The organism is Rossellomorea sp. LjRoot5 (genome assembly GCF_964253455.1).
Lineage (GTDB): Bacteria > Bacillota > Bacilli > Bacillales > Bacillaceae_B > Rossellomorea.
Genome location: NZ_CAXUQN020000001.1, coordinates 50,507 through 68,078 on the forward strand (window position 1 = coordinate 50,507; position 17,572 = coordinate 68,078).

Below are 17,572 nucleotides of genomic sequence, written 5' to 3' on the forward strand. Positions count from 1 at the left end.
GTGAAAGGTTCGACCGTTTACTTATTTTTAGATCTTACAGGATTTTTAATAGATAAGAATTTGGATGAGGAGTGACTGAAATGGCATTAACAGCTGGTATTGTTGGACTACCTAACGTAGGTAAATCCACTCTATTCAACGCAATTACAAAAGCAGGTGCAGAATCTGCGAACTACCCGTTCTGTACCATTGATCCAAACGTAGGAATCGTAGAGGTTCCGGATCACCGTCTGGATAAATTAACAGAACTCGTGGACCCGAAGAAGACGGTCCCTACTGCCTTCGAATTCACGGATATTGCCGGAATTGTAAAAGGGGCAAGTAAAGGGGAAGGGTTGGGAAACAAATTCCTATCCCATATCCGTCAAGTGGACGCGATCTGTCAGGTGGTCCGTTGTTTCGCAGATGATAATATCACACACGTATCCGGTAAAGTAGATCCGATTGCGGATATCGAAGTCATCAACCTGGAGTTGATCCTGGCTGACCTTGAAACGGTCGATAAGCGTCTTGCAAGAGTTCAAAAGATGGCGAAGCAAAAAGATAAAGAAGCAGTATTTGAGCATGATATCCTTGTGAAAATAAAAGAAGCTTTGGAAGCTGAACAGCCTGCCCGTACAGTTGAGTTCTCTGATGAGCAAATGAAACTTGTGAAACAGCTTCACCTCCTTACTTCCAAGCCTGTATTATATGTGGCGAACGTAAGCGAAGATGAAATTGCGGATCCTTCTGACAACGAGTATGTCCAGAAAGTACGTGGATTTGCCAAGGATGACAATGCAGAAGTAATCGTTGTCTGTGCAAAAATTGAATCTGAAATCGCAGAGCTTGATGATGAAGAAAAGACGATGTTCCTGCAGGAATTAGGCATTGAAGAATCTGGTCTTGATCAGTTGATCCGTGCTACCTATTCCCTATTGGGACTGGCAACTTACTTCACAGCAGGTGTGCAAGAAGTCCGTGCCTGGACGTTCCGTGAAGGAATGAAGGCCCCTCAATGTGCAGGAGTCATCCACACCGACTTCGAAAGAGGATTCATCCGTGCCGAAACGGTATCTTACGAAGACTTAGTGGCAGCAGGAACAATGGGTGCAGCACGCGAAGCAGGAAAAGTCCGCCTCGAAGGGAAAGAATACCTCGTAAAAGACGGAGACATCATCCACTTCCGCTTTAACGTGTAAGTTTTTATTTAAAAGACTAGAGTTTCGATTCTAGTCTTTTTTTTACGCCTTATTGCAATAATAGATATCCTATGCTATAATTTTATTTCGTGAGTAATGAACGCATTGCTCCTTGTTCTTTCGTAAAGAAAGGACCGCATAGACCACGAGGAGGTGACATTCAGATGAGAAAGTACGAAGTTATGTACATTGTCCGCCCAAACATTGACGACGAGTCAAAGAAAGCAGTAGTTGAGCGTTTCGATAACGTTTTAACAACTAACGGCGCGGAAATCATCGAGTCAAAAGATTGGGGTAAACGTCGTTTAGCGTATGAAATCAACGATTTTCGTGATGGTTTCTATCAACTAGTTAAGATGAGCGCTACTTCTGATGCAGTTAACGAATTCGATCGTTTAGCTAAAATCAGCGATGATATTATCCGTCATATCGTTATTAAAGAAGAAGAATAATCCGTACGTTTTTTAAGATATACACTTCTATCATCTGTTCCACGTGAAACAGGAAACTAGAAGGAAGGGGTTGATTCTGATGATGAACCGAGTTGTATTAGTAGGGCGTTTAACCAAAGACCCTGAATTAAAATATACTCCAAGTGGAGTGGCTGTTGCTTCGTTTACACTGGCTGTGAATCGTAGTTTTACGAACCAATCAGGAGAACGGGAAGCAGATTTTATTAACTGTGTTGTATGGCGTCGCCCTGCAGAGAATGTGGCAAACTTTCTTAAAAAAGGCAGCTTAGCTGGCGTTGACGGTCGTATTCAAACACGTAATTTCGAAGGACAGGATGGACGCCGTGTGTTTATGACGGAAGTTGTAGCAGAAAGCGTTCAGTTCTTAGAACCGCGTAGTGCGAACCAAGGCGATCGTGGAGGAAGTCCGGGCTATTCGGGTGGAGGTCAGCGTGACCAAGGAAATTCGTATAGTCAGAATCAGAATCAACAACGCAACAACAATAATAACAACAACTATACACGTGTAGATGAGGATCCATTTGCAAATGACGGTCAGCCGATCGACATTTCCGATGATGATCTGCCATTCTAAACGAACGATAACGAATCCAAACAAGATAGGAGGCGAAACAAATGGCAGGAGGACGTAGAGGTGGACGTAGACGTCGTAAGGTGTGCTACTTCACAGCAAACGGAATTACACATATCGATTTCAAAGATGTTGATCTTCTTAAGAAATTCGTATCTGAACGTGGAAAGATTCTTCCACGTCGTGTAACTGGAACTAACGCTAAGTACCAACGTAAGTTGACTCGTGCGATCAAACGCGCTCGTACAATGGCATTACTTCCATACGTTACTGGTGAATAATATCATCGATCTAAAAGCAGCAGAGACTTGTCTCTGCTGCTTTTTTTATTGGCTGTTTTCGTAAATATTGTTGCTTATAGATGAGTGAGTGCTGGTTGATTTCCGCTGCAGGTGCTCGCTCGCCATGTAAAAGCACAGAGTGGATTGTAGCGGAAGGCACTTGACTCCTTCGGGAAATAGAGGAAAGCAAGTGCCTGGAGCGAAAAGGAACGGTCTTATTTCCACACCACGACTGATTCAAAGAAAAATAACTTTTGAATTCCCCCCCAAACTATAAATAATCACCGGAAAATGTCGATGAATAAGTGTGTACATTGATGTTTTTTGTAGTGAAAGGGGGAATTTTGGTGAAAAAAATCAGAAAGAAAAACAAAAAAGACCATAAAAAGAGATTTATTTTATCATCCATCAGAATGAAGCTTATTGTCATCATTTCTATTTTATTTATGGTTTCTTTGGCTGTCATCATATCCATTACCAGTTGGCAGACAAGAATGAAAACAGAGGATGAAGTCATCAGTCAAACCCAAGGGATCGTCGGGGAGCTCAATAATTCCGTACAGCTATTCCTGGGACAGTATGAAAAGAGTATTGATCAATACTCTGTGTCCAATTCATTGAAAAACTATGCAAAGGCACAAATGCAATCAGAAACAGAAGTAGATAATACGGAGCTATATGCGAATATCCAGTCGGATTTTGATAATTATCTCGGTTTGTACGAGGAAGCCACTTCGATCTACTTCGCATCACCGAATAAGAAACTGAAAATCGTCCCTTCCGTCTCCCTGCCGAGTGATTTTGATCCGACGAGCAGAGATTGGTATAAAACCGCTGCAGAAGCAAGGGCAGGAGTCGTATGGAGCGAACCTTATGTCGATACGGCAACGGAGGAATACATCATAACGGCTTCAAGGGCGATTGTCTCTGAAAACAAAGTGGTGGGTGTCCTCGGTGTCGATGTTAACCTGTCGAAACTGACCGACCGTGTTTCCAAGATGGAAATCGGATATAATGGTTATCCGTTTCTCATCGGTCTTGATGGAACAGCCATCGTTCATCCGACCAAACGCGGTGAAAATTTGTCTAAGTTACCGTTTATCAGCAAGATGTTAAAATCTGAAAAAGAGTCAGATACCATCCGCTATGACTTAGATGGCGATAAAAAATTATTGGTATATAGTACGGTACCGAAGACGAATTGGAAAGTGGGATCCGCTTATAACATGGAGGATCTCATTCAATCTTCGAAAGACATTGAACGTTTACTCCTGGTTACGGCCCTGATTACACTGGTCATCATGCTGGTACTGGTTGTCATTGTAGCTAATATGATGACAAAACCGATTAAAGAACTGCAAAAAACGGTAACCGACGTGTCGTCCGGTGATTTATCCATTCAATCTACGATTAACAGAAAAGATGAAACGGGACTACTGGCTACAGATTTAAATAAAATGATCGTGAATATGAAAGATACGATAAAAGTCGTTCAGGAATCGATTTATAATGTACGGGAATCCGCCGAAGGGCTAAGTGCGGTTTCTGAGGAAACAAATGCGTCAAGTGAGGAAATGGCAAGGGCCGTAACTGAAATTGCCAGCGGAGCTTCACAGTCAGCAGCTGACTCTGATCGGGCTCATCTTCAAACAGAGCAATTGGGGACGAGAATTGATGGGGTTTATGAAAAATCCAAAGCCATGTCTGAACTTGCAGGGAAAGCGGATACCATGAACCAGTCTGGATTGGATCAGGTGAAAGAATTGGAGAACGCTTACCACTCTTCCAGTGAATACATCACTTCCATGGAAAAAGTCATCCTTAGCCTGGAAGCGAAAGTGAAGACGATTGAATCCGTCATGGGAACGATCACGGAAATTTCGTCTCAAACGAATCTGCTTGCCCTCAATGCGAGCATTGAAGCGGCAAGAGCCGGAGAGCATGGCAAAGGCTTCGCAGTGGTAGCCGAAGAGGTCCGCAAGCTTGCAGATCAATCCGTTAAAGCAACGGAAGAGGTAAAACGCACGATCGTTGAGATCCAAAAGGGCTCTCATCAGGCGGTGGACGAAATGGTCAAGACAAAAGAAACATTCGAGGTGCAGAATGATGTGATTCAAAAAACGAATCATGTATTCGACGAAACCTCGCAATTAATGAAATCCATGCAGCGTGAAATCGAGAATATGTATAACGAAGTGGGTCAAATCAATCTCGAAAAGGATGAAGTGGTCAATGTGATCCAAATGATGGCTGCGACAGCCGAAGAGACAGCCGCTTCCTGCGAGGAAATGAGTGCTTCGACAGAGGAGCAGGTAAGGGCCGTACAATCCGTTACAGAAGCAGCGGAGCGTCTGACGGACCTAAGCCAGGAGCTTCAGTCATCCATTGAACGATTCAAAATTTCATAATCTAGGGTGGTCCTGACACATTGCCATTCTTTATCTACTACGTATACTCCTTTTTAGAGTGAGTGCATACTAGTGTAGATGAAGAGAGTTGCATGTTGAAGGACCGCCTTCTTTTTTTGTGTGAGTCATTAAGATGAAATCTATCTCTAAAATTGATATGATAGTGCTATTGCATGTTGTTGTTTATTTTATTGTAAGGAGCGTTTTGAGTGAGGAATCCCCGTGTTTTGACTGAAGGTGCGCTTATGCTCGCCATCTTTACTGTGTTAATGTTAGTGAGTTTATATGTTCCGCTTATTGGGACCCTGGCATTCTTTGTGTTGCCCCTCCCTCTTATTTTATTCAGTTCCAAGTATTCGTTATGGAATTCAATCTTAGTATTGATCGGATCACTGGGTCTGTCTTTCTTATTTGGAGGACTGCTTGCATTGCCGGTTGCCTTTATGGTGGCTACAACCGGGTTGGTCATTGGCTGGTGTGTGAAGGCAAGAGTGGATAAGATGAGGCTGTTTATGGCAGCAAGTCTCACACTTGTTATAAACATTGTGATCGGCTATGTTGTATCCATTCTATTTTTAGGTGTAAATGTAATTGAAGACAGCCTGAAGGAATCGAAGGCTGCTTATTATTCTATTTTTGAAAAGCTCGGCCAGCAACCGGATAAAAGGCTGGTTGAAAGTCTGGAGAGTTCAGTCGATTTGATCCATACCTTGATTCCTACTTTGTTTGTAGGGATAGCTGTGGCACTTGCTTTACTGTTCATCTTGATCAATTTCCCGATCATGAAGCGTCTGGGAAGGGATGTACCGGTCTTCAAGCCATTCAGGGAATGGAAGCTCCCAAAGAGTATTCTTTGGTATTATTTGATCACACTTGTGCTGTCGATGATCCTTCAGCCGGAAAAAGGAACATACGTTTATACGGCACTGATTAATATCTTGTATGTACTGCAGACTCTGATGGCGGTGCAAGGCTTGTCTTTCATTTATTTCTTTGCTCATCTGAAAGGGTGGTCCAAAGGGATTTTGGTATTAATTACAATCATTTCGATTCCTCTTCTTTATCTCGTGCGAATTTTAGGTATAATTGACTTAGGATTTGATCTAAGACAACGCCTGCAACGCAAGTCATAGAAATTTAAGATCCAGGAGCTGAAATCATGCCATCTTATTTTAATAAGCGAATGATCCGCTACCCATTGTACGGACTAGCTATATTAACAGCTCTCTTGTTAGTATCGGTTTCCTTTTACCAATGGATCATTTCGTTAATAGGGTTGATTGTCTTTGGAATCGTGTACTTTCTCGCTTTCTATTTTGAAAGAAGGTCACACGAAGAAACAGAGGAATATATCTCCACTTTATCCTATCGTGTCAAACGTGTAGGGGAAGAAGCATTAATGGAAATGCCCATTGGGATCATGCTGATCAATGATGAATATTACATAGAATGGACGAATCCTTTTCTTGCCTCTTGTTTCAATGAAGACACAATCGTAGGAAGGTCCCTTTACGATGTGGCTGAATCACTCGTTCCATTAATCAAACAGGAAGTCGATTCGGAAATTGTGACGATTAATGAACGAAAGTATCATGTCGTATTGAAGCTCAAAGAAAAACTACTCTATTTCTTTGATGTCACAGAGCAGAAAGAAATAGAAAAGCAATATCATGATGAACGTACGAATATTGGAATCATTTTTCTAGATAACTATGATGAGTTGACGCAAGGCATGGATGATCAGACGAGAAGCAGTTTGAACAGCCTTGTGACATCCATCCTGAATAAGTGGGCGAAAGAGTACGGTGTGTTCTTGAAGAGGGTGTCTTCCGAGCGGTTCATCGCCGTCATAAATGAGAAAATCCTTCAAGTATTGGAGAAGGAGAAGTTCGGAATCCTGGATGATGTACGGGATACGACCTCGAAGCAAAATGTCCCACTTACATTGAGTATCGGTGTCGGGACGGGGGTCTCTTCCCTTCCTGAACTCGGGACACTGGCTCAATCAAGCCTCGACCTTGCCCTTGGACGAGGCGGGGATCAGGTCGCGATTAAACAGACCAATGGAAAGGTCAAGTTCTATGGCGGTAAAACCAATCCGATGGAAAAACGTACCCGTGTACGGGCAAGGGTCATTTCCCATGCATTGAAAGAAATTATGATCGAAAGTGACAAGGTCATCATCATGGGACACAAGCATCCTGATATGGACGCCATCGGAGCGGCAATCGGGATCCGGAAAGTGGCCCAGATGAACCAGCGTGATGGCTATGTCGTCTTGAACTTTAATGAAATTGATAATGGTGTGAAACGATTGATGAAGGAAATCAAAGCGAATTCCGATCTTCATCCCCGCTTCATCACCCCGGAGGAAGCACTTGAGATGGCAACGGATGATACGGTGCTCGTCGTCGTCGATACCCATAAGCCTTCCCTGGTCATTGAAGAAAAGCTTTTAAATAAGGTGGATAAAGTCGTCGTCATCGATCATCATCGACGGGGCGAAGATTTTATCAAAAACCCGCTGCTTGTCTATATGGAGCCATACGCTTCCTCTACGGCAGAGCTCGTGACAGAGCTGCTTGAATATCAGCCGAAGCATGAGAAGATCACGATGCTCGAAGCGACGTCGCTCCTCGCCGGGATCATTGTCGATACGAAGAGCTTTACGCTCAGAACCGGATCAAGAACGTTCGATGCGGCCTCGTATTTACGGGCACAAGGGGCGGATACGGTGCTCGTCCAAAAATTCCTCAAAGAGGATGTCGATACGTACATCAAGCGTTCCAGGTTAATCGAATCGGTCAAATTCTTCCGTGAAGGAGTCGCCATTGCGAAAGCAGAGGATGATGTCATTTATGATCCCGTCCTCATTGCCCAGGCAGCAGACACTTTATTGACGATGGATGAGGTCATCGCTTCCTTCGTCATTTCAAAACGGGATCCTGAAACAATCGGTATCAGTGCACGTTCACTCGGTGACATAAATGTACAGATCATTATGGAAAACTTGAACGGTGGTGGTCATCTAACCAATGCCGCCACTCAAATCAAGCAGGTATCGGTCCTGGAAGCGGAAGAACAGTTGAAAGAAGCATTAAATGATTATTTTGAAGGGAGAAAAGAGATATGAAAGTCATTTTCTTAAAAGATGTAAAAGGTAAAGGGAAAAAAGGCGAAGTGAAAAACGTAGCAGACGGTTATGCACATAACTTTTTATTGAAAAAGGGCCTGGCTGTTGAAGCGACGAATGCAAATATGGGTCAACTTGAGGGGCAAAAGAAGAAAGAACAGCAAGTCGCTCAAGAAGAACTGGAAGAGGCAAAAAAATTAAAAGCGACACTAGAAGACATCACGGTTGAGATGAAAGCGAAGTCCGGTGAAGGCGGCCGATTATTCGGATCCATCACGAGCAAGCAAATCGCAGATGCACTGAAAAAGGCTCATGACATCAAAATCGATAAACGTAAAATCGAAATGAATGACGCCATCCGTGCCCTTGGTTACACAAATGTTCCTGTGAAACTGCATACAGATGTGTCCGCAACATTAAAGGTACATGTAACGGAAGAATAGTTTTCCACTGAATATACGAAATTTGGTAACTTCATTTTGAGAAAAACATGTTAAAATGAATATAGCTTGATATAAAATGTGATCTGGATTTTATCCTGATCACATTTTTTCGGTAGAATACCATTCTTTTTTTATATAGATAATGAAAGTCAGGATCTGTTTGATCGTAAGGGAGGCTTGAGCATAGATGAATGAAATGTTTCAGGACCGGGTTCCACCTCAGAATATAGAGGCTGAACAAGCGGTATTAGGGGCCATTTTCCTGGAGCCCAGTGCATTGACGACCACATCGGAAATATTGATTCCAGAGGATTTCTATCGTCATTCTCATCAAAGAATATACAACGTCATGCTGAATCTTGGGGATGGTGGAAAAGCCGTCGACCTGATTACGGTGACTGAAGAATTGGCAGCAGCGAAAGAGCTCGAGGATGTCGGCGGGGTAGCTTACTTAAGTGAACTGGCCGCTTCCGTTCCAACCGCTGCAAATATTGAATATTACGCCAAGATCGTGGAAGAGAAATCATTACTGCGCAGGTTGATTCGTACAGCGACTGATATCGCTTCCGACGGCTATGCCCGTGAAGACGAGGTGGACAGCCTCCTGAGCGAAGCGGAAAAAAATATCATGGAAGTGGCCCAGCGTAAAAACGCCGGAGCTTTCCATAATATTAAAGATGTACTGGTGCGGACGTATGATAATATCGAAACCTTGACGAATCGGAAGGGTGACGTTACGGGGATTTCAACGGGATTCGCCGACCTTGACCATATGACGGCAGGATTCCAGCGAAATGACTTAATCATTGTAGGTGCCCGTCCTTCCATGGGGAAGACCGCCTTTGCCCTGAACATCGCTCAGAACGTAGCCGTAAAAGCCAAGGAAAATGTAGCCATCTTCTCACTCGAGATGGGTGCGGAACAGCTCGTCATGCGTATGCTGTGTGCGGAAGGGAACATCAACGCACAGAATCTCCGTACAGGTGACTTGACGGATGAAGACTGGAGAAAGCTGACCATGGCCATGGGTAGCCTCTCGAATGCCGGTATTTACATTGATGATACGCCGGGGATCAAAGTAGGGGAAATCCGTTCCAAATGCAGACGTCTCGCACAGGAACACGGTCTTGGAATGATCCTCATCGACTACTTACAGCTGATCCAGGGTAGCGGTCGTTCCGGCGAAAACCGTCAGCAGGAGGTTTCAGAGATTTCCCGTTCCCTTAAGGGGCTTGCCCGTGAGCTTCAAGTTCCCGTTATTGCCCTGTCCCAGCTCTCCCGTGGAGTGGAGCAGCGTCAGGATAAGCGTCCGATGATGTCGGATATCCGTGAATCAGGAAGTATCGAGCAGGATGCGGATATTGTAGCCTTCCTTTACCGTGAAGATTACTATGACAAAGAAGCGGAAAACAAGAATATCATCGAGATCATCATCGCCAAGCAGCGTAACGGTCCGGTTGGGAACGTATCATTGGCGTTCGTGAAGGAATACAATAAATTCGTGAATCTGGAGCGGCGGTTTGACGACGCTCCGGCTTAATAGAAAAAAATCCAAGCTTATCAGGCTTGGATTTTTTATTGTTATAAGATCGTTGCATGCTGATGGGCATGGAGCCTGGTAAAGATTCCATTTTCATTAGAGAGCAACTCTTCATGCGTCCCATCCTCGGCTATCCCGTTTTCAGTGACGACCAGAATACGGTCCGCTTTCCTGATTGTTGCCAACCGGTGGGCAATCACCAGGGTGGTCCGGTCTTTTGCGAGTTCATTTAACGCTTCTTGAATGATCGCTTCTGTTTCTGTATCCAGAGCAGAAGTGGCCTCATCCAGAATCAGGATCCGTGGATTCTTAAGGAACATACGGGCAATGGATAAACGCTGCTTTTGCCCTCCGGAAAGCTTCAGTCCCCTCTCCCCGATCTGGGTCTCATATCCGTCTGGAAGGGATGCGATCAAATCTGTCAGATGCGCACGTCTCGTCGCTTCCTCGATCTCTTCCTGAGTGGCATCAAGTTTCCCATAAGCAATATTTTCACGGAGTGTCCCAGTAAATAAGAACACATCCTGCTGTACGATCCCGATCTGGGAACGGAGGGATTCCTTCGTCATCTCACGAATATCGATCCCATCAATGGTGATGGCTCCTTCTTCTATATCATAGAAGCGGGGAATCAATGAGCATATCGTGGTTTTCCCGGCACCGGAAGGACCGACAAATGCGACCGTCTGTCCTGAGTGAATGGTGAAGGATAAATCGTTCAGAATGGGCCGGGCAGGCTCATATCCAAAAGTCACGCCGTTAAAGGCAATATCCCCTCTCAGCGTGGACACTTCAACGGCATGGGGGCGATTCTCGATATCCGGCTCCACATCCATGAGCTCGGTGAACCGCTTAAAGCCTGCCATTCCCTTCGGATACAATTCTAAGAGTGCCGAAATCTTGTCGATCGGTTTAAACAGAACGTTAATATAAAGAATGAAGGCGACAAGCTCCCCATACGAGAGAGCCCCTGAAAAACTTAACCAGGCTCCATATACTAGTATGATCAAGGTCATCAACCGAGTCGTAATATAAATCCCTGATAAATTCACACTCATCACGTTATATGCTTTTAACTTGGACTTTCGGAAAAATTGATTATTCTCGTTAAAACGTTCCATTTCATAAGACTCATTCGTGAATGACTGAACCACTCTTGCCCCCGAAACACTATCTTCAACGCGGCTGTTGACGTCAGCAATATTTCCGTACATCTTCGTCCAGGCCGCATTCATTTTAATATTTGAATACGAAATGAGCCACACAAGGAATGGAACAATGATGATCGCAACTAAAGCAAGCTCCATATTAATCGAGAGCATGATCCAAAAAGCCCCGATAAAGGTCATGACGGCGATGAACAGATCCTCTGGTCCGTGGTGGGCAAGCTCCCCGATATCCATCAGGTCGTTTGTCACCCGGCTCATGATATGACCCGTTTTCGTATTATCAAAGAATCGGAAGGATTGCCTCTGAACATGATGAAACAATTCCCGCCTCATATCCGTCTCGATATTGATCCCGAGCTTATGCCCCCAGTAGTTCACAACAAACTGCATACTTGAACTGAGCAAATAGAGAACCAGGAGACCCGCTGAAACAGCCAGAATCGTACTCCAATTCCCATCGGGCAATAAAGAATCGATGAACCACGATACCGCCAAAGGAAATCCTAACTCTAAAAGTCCCACTAACACCGCACAGGCAAAATCAATATAAAAAAGCCGCCGGTGCGGACGGTAATAACTAAAAAATCGTCTAATCATCAAATCGTCACCTCAATATTCAATTGTATGTAAAATTCAAAATGCTTATTTTAGATTAGCAAAAGATTCTAAAATGCGCTATATAATCTACCAGAACATTAAATCTTTATCCAAAAAAGGATAGTAGTCGGTTGATTTCTTAAATTGAGACAAACCATACAAGTTTTAATAAACAGCATCCTTTGGAGTGGTTAGTGATATATTAACTGCTATCATCACACATTAAATCTAAAACGATCACTAAGCAATTCTATACAATAATCATAATGAGCTCTGTTCACGACTCATTAATATGATTGTAAGGGGATTTGCGAGACTCCTGCGGAAAAACGGGCGAGCCAAGACCCCGCAGCGAATGCGAGGAGGCTTGGCCGGTCGTCCTCGGAAAGGGAGTGAATCCCCTTACAATCAAAGGATACGTTGGTCAAACAGAGCTAGAACACCCACATTGAGTAATATCGTTTACTAAAATTAATTTATCAAAAAAATCAACCACCAACTGTTTTTAACAGAAAAAAGCATGCGTTTACACGAACATAAATATAATTACCTATATAAACGTTCGTGTTTTGATTGACTTTCAGTGTTAGTGTTGATAAAATGAGTTTGTTTGATAAAAGAGGGAATACTAATTCCCGTCGGAGGTGCTTAATATGTCTTCAGTAGTAGTAGTAGGTACACAATGGGGAGACGAAGGAAAAGGAAAGATCACTGACTTCCTTTCTGAACATGCAGAAGTAATCGCGCGTTACCAAGGTGGGAACAACGCGGGTCATACAATTAAGTTTGACGGTGAAACATATAAATTACACTTAATTCCATCAGGTATATTTTATAACGAAAAAACGTCCGTTATCGGGAATGGGATGGTTGTCGATCCGAAAGCTCTTGTGAAAGAGTTAAAGTATCTTCACGATCGCGATGTGAAAACAGATAATCTTAGAATCAGCAACCGTGCACACGTGATTCTTCCATATCACTTAAAACTGGACGAAATCGACGAAGAGCGTAAGGGTGCCAACAAAATCGGTACAACCAAAAAAGGAATCGGTCCTGCTTACATGGATAAAGCCGCTCGTGTCGGTATCCGTATCGCAGATCTTCTGGATCGTCAATCGTTCGAAGAAAAGCTTACCCGTAATCTTGAAGAGAAAAACCGTCTCTTTGAAAAATTCTATGAAACAGAAGGCTTCAATATTGAAGACATCCTGGATGAATACTACGAGTACGGTCAGCAAATCAAGCATTACGTTGTCGATACATCCGTTGTCTTAAACGATGCCATCGATAATGGCCGTCGTGTTCTATTCGAAGGAGCTCAAGGGGTTATGCTTGATATCGATCAAGGTACATATCCGTTTGTCACATCTTCTAACCCGGTAGCTGGTGGAGTAACAATCGGTTCTGGTGTAGGTCCTACAAAAATCAACCACGTAGTTGGCGTATCCAAAGCTTATACAACCCGCGTAGGGGACGGACCTTTCCCAACGGAACTGACGAACGAAACAGGAGACAGAATCCGCGAAGTGGGCCGTGAATACGGTACAACGACTGGACGTCCGCGCCGTGTCGGCTGGTTTGACAGTGTGGTTGTGCGTCATGCCCGCCGTGTCAGTGGCTTAACGGATCTTTCATTGAACTCGATCGATGTATTAACTGGAATCGAAACATTGAAAATCTGTGTTGCTTACAAATATAAAGGTGAAGTCATGGAAGAGTTCCCGGCTAACCTTAACATCCTGGCTGAATGTGAGCCTGTGTATGAAGAGCTTCCAGGCTGGACGGAAGACATCACAGGATGCAAGACGTTAACGGATCTTCCTGAAAATGCCCGTCATTACTTAGAGCGCGTATCACAATTGACAGGGATTCCTCTTTCCATCTTCTCAGTCGGACCGGACCGCTCTCAAACAAATGTTGTTCGCAGCGTGTGGAGCCCGATTTAAGGATATAAAAAAATCTCAGCCTACAAGCGGCTGGGATTTTTTTATTGATTCAACTCTTCGTATACCCGGTCATGACAAACCACATAGAGAATGTCAGCAGAATGAAGCTCCCGGTTCGTGGCGTCGGTGAAATCCATATTATCATTCACGGCAAGGAGAATGGCCCCTTTTTCAAGAAGTTCCTCTGATGCCTGCTTGATCGTCTTCCAATTTTCTTTCACCTTGAATTCATGAATGTTATTGCCGTACCGTTTACTGAGTAATTGTCTGAATAAATTCGTCGTCCCGGGATGCAGGGTGGCTTTTGCCATGAGAAGGGAGACAGAATCATTGGATAAAATAAAGTCTTCGACGGCGATATGCTGAAATTTAGGAATATGACGGTCTTCCGATACTTCCACGATCGTATGAACTTCCTTCTGATGGGTTTTCGATAATCCTTCAACGGCGGAAGCTATTAACAATGTCTTACCATCTATCAGGGAAGGATCCTCGATTTTGGAATCCGAAAAGATCGCCACCCGCTTAGCCTCAAAGATATTCGCCATCAGCAAGATATTTTCATCAGAAGGGTCCCCCTGGATGAAGTGGATCTGCTCATGCTCGATCGGTGTGACGGGAAGCATATCGATGAGTACAATTTCAGCATCGGGAACATGGGCGAGAATTTCTTCAATGGCCCTTTCCGTTTTCTTTGACCAATTGATGTAAATGTAATGATCTTCATATGTATACACTAATTTTCCCTCCCTTTTGAATTTCTGAAAAGTGGTAATCGAATCAACGGTCTTACTGATCAACACCCCAATGATCCCGATTCCAAAGATGAAGAGGAAGATCCCAAGCATCCGTCCTCCAACCGAAACGGGGAAATAATCCCCATAACCGACAGTAGTCAAGGTCGTCATCGTCCACCAGAATCCGTCAAAGAGCGTTGGAAAGGTTTCAGGTTCCAAAAAATGACTGCCAACGGTTCCCAATAGGATAATTATCAGAGATAATAGAAGAATGAAACCAAAGTCCATTTTTGTGATCTGTTTCCAAATCCTTTGGAAAATAAGCATACAACCCCTCCTTTTTTAAAAAAATCATAGTTCAATCATACCAATGAACTACCGGGAAATGAAACCTTTTCCGCAGTGGTTCGTATAGTTAAAAGAAATCATTGTAGGAGGCTGGAGTTATAAATGAAAGCATCGATATTAGAATATAGATTGAGAAAAGGGAACGACACCTTCGAAGCCATTTATCATTATCAGGATATTGAGCTGGAACAGATCCTGGCAAGAAGGGAATGTGAGTTCTTCGTGAAGGAAGGAGTCACCTACCGGCAGCTATCTTCTGCCATCGAAGGGAACCTCTTCATCATTTATGTTGAAACGTATGAGGAAGAACCGCTGAAGGATCCATTGTTTCCCCCTGAACGATTGATACTGGAAATACGTGAATTAAATCAGCGGAAACAGAATCCTATTTTAAAAATAGAACACCATGATTACCATCTTGACATTCTAAGTGTCATCGGTTCTGTTTACTCTTATATAGATGGGACTGAATGGGAACGGGACTCTGCTGAAATCGATGAGGACCGTTATGTGTATATACTATATGTGAAAGCAACGGGATGTAAGCTGGAGGAGGAAAGAAGATGAACAAAACGAAAAAGATGATGGCGGGAGTGGCCGCTTCTGTCATGGCGATATCTGTCACTGGATGCGGGAATCAGGATCTTCCACCGGAACCGACGGATGTAGACTGTGACGACTGGGATTGGGATGACGATAGCGGAACGTATTATTGCGATGACAACCGGTCACCACACTTTGGCTACTTTTGGTTTGCTGGCAGGATGTTTAAAAACAAATCAAATCTGAAGAGTTTCTCTAAATATAAATCATACTCCAAAAGCTATAAATCAGGAATCGGAAGCGGTTCTAAAGGTGGATTCGGAGGATAATATGACTACCTCTCATCGTGAAAAAAGAAATGACTTTTACAACAGAATTCCGGAGTTCTGGCACAATTTATATGACTTGGAATATGCCTTACTGGATATTCATATGAAGTCACGTGAAGCGGTTTTGGGGATTCACGAAGCGACAAGCCGCGTGTACGCCATCTTTGATAAGACAGCCGATCTGCTTCGGGAATTAGAAGACGATACCCTCCTCGAGCTCGGATATCCCGAGGAATCCATTTCTTATATAAAATATAAATCCATCCCGCAAGAATGTCTCATCGGGAGATTCGATTTTGTCGTTTCAGAAGGAGAAATGAAACTATTAGAATTTAATAGTGATACTCCCACATTCATAAAGGAACTCAATTACGTGAACGGAAAGGTATGTCAGTATTTTAATTGTATGAACCCGAACGCGGGAATGGAAGAGCAATTAACCAAAGAGTTGAAACGGGGTCTCTTATCTTCCTGGAAGTCCCTTGGCCGAAAAGGAGACGCAAAAATCGTCTTCACTTCTCATGCCGATCACGAAGAAGATTACTTGACGACGAAGTATATCCAGACGCTTTCCGGGGTCCCTTCAGAATATGTCAGTCTGGATCAGCTGCACATTCGGGATGATGGACTATATACTCCCGCCGGAGAGCGGATCGATGTCCTATACCGGCAAACCTATCCCGTCGAGCATCTCGTCGATGATCAAGATCCATTGACCGAAGAAAAAGTAGGTCTGGACCTTATGCAATTGGTCTTGGATAAAAAGCTAGCAATCTTGAACCCTCCCTCCGCATTTTTATTGCAATCAAAAGGGGTGCAGGCGCTCATATGGGGTCTGCATGAAGAGGGGAGTCCCTTTTTTACCGAAGAAGAACATCAGTGGATCGAACGCTACTTCCTTCCAACCTACCTGGACCCCGAGCCCTTCAAAGAAAGCGGGATGACCTACGTACAGAAACCTGCATTCGGCCGCGAAGGAGATACGGTCAAGATTTTGGAAGCGACAGGGAAGGTCCTGTTGGAGGATAAGAATGAAACCTATAAACAAACCCTCCCTGTCTATCAAAAGTTCTGCCCCCTGCCTGTCTCAGTAATCACAACCGATGGAGGGGAAAAGGAAGCAAGCCTGATGGTTGGAAGCTTCATCATCAACGGCAACCCCGGCGCCATAGGCATCCGAGCCGGAAATGCCATCACCGATAACGAATCATACTTTCTGCCTGTAGGGATACGGGAGAAATAAAAAGGAGAGAAACATATGCAAATCATAACTAGTGACGCCCTACTCAGCTTTCTTGCCCATGTCGGTACCGGCCTTGGACTAATGCTCCTCGGAATCACCGTGTTCGCCTTCACCACCAAGTTCTCAGAAGCGAAGTTAATCAAAGAAGGAAACATCGCCGTAGCACTGAAGTTATGGGGGAAAGCCATCGGACTCGCGATCGTCATCTACACCGTCTGGGCGAACAGCCTGAACCTGCTTGACGCGTTCATCTGGGGCCTGATTGGAATCGTGACCCAGGTCATCGCCTACTGGATTATCGAGTACGTCCTCACCCCGCGTACGAACTTAGCCAAGAAAGTGGAAGAAGGAAACATCGCCATCGGATTCAGCCTATTCTCCGCCGCGATCGTCGTCGGATTGGTTGTGGCGGCTAGTTTGACATATTGATTGTGGGATCTGCTGTTGGAGCGGTTATATGGCTCTGGTGGCGGGTCTTTTTTTGGGGTGGAATTCAAGTGGAATTCACTTTTGATAATATATTTTCGGTTTTGAAAATAAAAGTGGGGTTTTTGATAATATAATCCTGGTTTTAAAAATAAACATTGAGGTTTTGAAAATAAAACCTTGTTGAACCGGTATAGAGTAAAA

16 protein-coding genes are annotated in these 17,572 nt (G+C 44.0%); 14 read left to right on the forward strand and 2 right to left on the reverse strand.

Annotated elements, in window-relative coordinates; translation table 11 throughout:
- The first annotated feature begins 80 nt into the window (after nt 1-80).
- The 9 genes from ychF (at nt 81) to dnaB (ending at nt 10,030) form a co-directional block, all read left to right on the forward strand.
- Nucleotides 81-1,181: a redox-regulated ATPase YchF gene (gene ychF / locus ACSQ2E_RS00265; RefSeq protein ID WP_435988839.1), complete on the forward strand. Its 1,101-nt coding sequence runs from the start codon at nt 81-83 to the stop codon at nt 1,179-1,181.
- A 164-nt stretch (nt 1,182-1,345) separates the two neighbouring features.
- Nucleotides 1,346-1,633, forward strand: a complete 288-nt coding sequence (gene rpsF / locus ACSQ2E_RS00270; protein WP_201716174.1) for a 30S ribosomal protein S6 — start codon at nt 1,346-1,348, stop codon at nt 1,631-1,633.
- A gap of 79 nt (nt 1,634-1,712) precedes the next feature.
- Complete coding sequence (ssb, locus tag ACSQ2E_RS00275; protein ID WP_435994345.1) at nt 1,713-2,228, forward strand: single-stranded DNA-binding protein; 516 nt, start codon at nt 1,713-1,715, stop codon at nt 2,226-2,228.
- Nucleotides 2,229-2,269: 41 nt separating this feature from the next.
- Entirely contained in the window at nt 2,270-2,506 is a 237-nt protein-coding gene (rpsR, locus tag ACSQ2E_RS00280; RefSeq protein WP_034764780.1) for a 30S ribosomal protein S18, read from the forward strand.
- A 347-nt stretch (nt 2,507-2,853) separates the two neighbouring features.
- Nucleotides 2,854-4,914 carry a methyl-accepting chemotaxis protein gene (locus ACSQ2E_RS00285; RefSeq protein WP_435988840.1) on the forward strand — a complete coding sequence of 687 codons (2,061 nt, stop codon included), beginning with the start codon at nt 2,854-2,856 and terminating at the stop codon, nt 4,912-4,914.
- A gap of 209 nt (nt 4,915-5,123) precedes the next feature.
- Nucleotides 5,124-6,047, forward strand: coding sequence for a YybS family protein (locus tag ACSQ2E_RS00290; RefSeq protein WP_435988841.1), 924 nt, complete (start codon nt 5,124-5,126; stop codon nt 6,045-6,047).
- 26 nt (nt 6,048-6,073) lie between these two features.
- A complete protein-coding gene (locus ACSQ2E_RS00295) occupies nt 6,074-8,047 on the forward strand; it encodes a DHH family phosphoesterase (protein WP_435988842.1) in 1,974 nt (657 codons plus the stop codon).
- Nucleotides 8,044-8,490, forward strand: coding sequence for a 50S ribosomal protein L9 (gene rplI / locus ACSQ2E_RS00300; RefSeq protein WP_435988843.1), 447 nt, complete (start codon nt 8,044-8,046; stop codon nt 8,488-8,490). The genes ACSQ2E_RS00295 and rplI overlap by 4 nt, the downstream gene beginning before the upstream one ends.
- 187 nt (nt 8,491-8,677) lie before the next feature.
- Nucleotides 8,678-10,030 carry a replicative DNA helicase gene (dnaB, locus tag ACSQ2E_RS00305; protein WP_034764791.1) on the forward strand — a complete coding sequence of 451 codons (1,353 nt, stop codon included), beginning with the start codon at nt 8,678-8,680 and terminating at the stop codon, nt 10,028-10,030.
- A gap of 41 nt (nt 10,031-10,071) precedes the next feature.
- Here dnaB and ACSQ2E_RS00310 read toward each other — a convergent pair whose 3' ends face one another.
- Nucleotides 10,072-11,796, reverse strand: coding sequence for an ABC transporter ATP-binding protein (locus tag ACSQ2E_RS00310; RefSeq protein WP_435988844.1), 1,725 nt, complete (start codon nt 11,794-11,796; stop codon nt 10,072-10,074).
- A gap of 653 nt (nt 11,797-12,449) precedes the next feature.
- Here ACSQ2E_RS00310 and ACSQ2E_RS00315 point away from each other — a divergent pair.
- Nucleotides 12,450-13,742, forward strand: a complete 1,293-nt coding sequence (locus ACSQ2E_RS00315; RefSeq protein ID WP_435988845.1) for an adenylosuccinate synthase — start codon at nt 12,450-12,452, stop codon at nt 13,740-13,742.
- A 41-nt stretch (nt 13,743-13,783) separates the two neighbouring features.
- Here the strand turns inward: ACSQ2E_RS00315 and ACSQ2E_RS00320 are convergent, their stop codons facing one another.
- Nucleotides 13,784-14,806, reverse strand: a complete 1,023-nt coding sequence (locus tag ACSQ2E_RS00320; protein WP_435988846.1) for an ion channel — start codon at nt 14,804-14,806, stop codon at nt 13,784-13,786.
- A 123-nt stretch (nt 14,807-14,929) separates the two neighbouring features.
- Here ACSQ2E_RS00320 and ACSQ2E_RS00325 point away from each other — a divergent pair, with 123 nt between their 5' ends.
- Genes ACSQ2E_RS00325 through ACSQ2E_RS00340 form a run of 4 tightly spaced genes read left to right on the forward strand, consistent with a single transcriptional unit; the run spans nt 14,930 to nt 17,371 of the window.
- Nucleotides 14,930-15,394, forward strand: a complete 465-nt coding sequence (locus ACSQ2E_RS00325; RefSeq protein WP_435988847.1) for a hypothetical protein — start codon at nt 14,930-14,932, stop codon at nt 15,392-15,394.
- Complete coding sequence (locus ACSQ2E_RS00330; RefSeq protein WP_435988848.1) at nt 15,391-15,699, forward strand: hypothetical protein; 309 nt, start codon at nt 15,391-15,393, stop codon at nt 15,697-15,699. The genes ACSQ2E_RS00325 and ACSQ2E_RS00330 overlap by 4 nt, the downstream gene beginning before the upstream one ends.
- Nucleotide 15,700: 1 nt before the next feature.
- Nucleotides 15,701-16,942 (forward strand): glutathionylspermidine synthase family protein, encoded by a 1,242-nt coding sequence (locus ACSQ2E_RS00335; protein ID WP_435988849.1) that lies wholly within the window; start codon nt 15,701-15,703, stop codon nt 16,940-16,942.
- Between the two features lie 15 nt (nt 16,943-16,957).
- Nucleotides 16,958-17,371: a DUF350 domain-containing protein gene (locus ACSQ2E_RS00340; RefSeq protein WP_435988850.1), complete on the forward strand. Its 414-nt coding sequence runs from the start codon at nt 16,958-16,960 to the stop codon at nt 17,369-17,371.
- Nucleotides 17,372-17,572: the final 201 nt, after the last annotated feature.

Bases quoted from the DNA above. Each gene is read 5' to 3' on its own strand.
- ychF (WP_435988839.1), top strand. From the start codon at position 81: ATGGCATTAACAGCTGGTATTGTTGGACTACCTAACGTAGGTAAATCC.
- rpsF (WP_201716174.1), top strand. From the start codon at position 1,346: ATGAGAAAGTACGAAGTTATGTACATTGTCCGCCCAAACATTGACGAC.
- ssb (WP_435994345.1), top strand. From the start codon at position 1,713: ATGATGAACCGAGTTGTATTAGTAGGGCGTTTAACCAAAGACCCTGAA.
- rpsR (WP_034764780.1), top strand. From the start codon at position 2,270: ATGGCAGGAGGACGTAGAGGTGGACGTAGACGTCGTAAGGTGTGCTAC.
- ACSQ2E_RS00295 (WP_435988842.1), top strand. From the start codon at position 6,074: ATGCCATCTTATTTTAATAAGCGAATGATCCGCTACCCATTGTACGGA.
- rplI (WP_435988843.1), top strand. From the start codon at position 8,044: ATGAAAGTCATTTTCTTAAAAGATGTAAAAGGTAAAGGGAAAAAAGGC.
- dnaB (WP_034764791.1), top strand. From the start codon at position 8,678: ATGAATGAAATGTTTCAGGACCGGGTTCCACCTCAGAATATAGAGGCT.
- ACSQ2E_RS00310 (WP_435988844.1), bottom strand. From the start codon at position 11,796: ATGATTAGACGATTTTTTAGTTATTACCGTCCGCACCGGCGGCTTTTT.
- ACSQ2E_RS00315 (WP_435988845.1), top strand. From the start codon at position 12,450: ATGTCTTCAGTAGTAGTAGTAGGTACACAATGGGGAGACGAAGGAAAA.
- ACSQ2E_RS00320 (WP_435988846.1), bottom strand. From the start codon at position 14,806: ATGCTTATTTTCCAAAGGATTTGGAAACAGATCACAAAAATGGACTTT.
- ACSQ2E_RS00325 (WP_435988847.1), top strand. From the start codon at position 14,930: ATGAAAGCATCGATATTAGAATATAGATTGAGAAAAGGGAACGACACC.
- ACSQ2E_RS00330 (WP_435988848.1), top strand. From the start codon at position 15,391: ATGAACAAAACGAAAAAGATGATGGCGGGAGTGGCCGCTTCTGTCATG.
- ACSQ2E_RS00335 (WP_435988849.1), top strand. From the start codon at position 15,701: ATGACTACCTCTCATCGTGAAAAAAGAAATGACTTTTACAACAGAATT.
- ACSQ2E_RS00340 (WP_435988850.1), top strand. From the start codon at position 16,958: ATGCAAATCATAACTAGTGACGCCCTACTCAGCTTTCTTGCCCATGTC.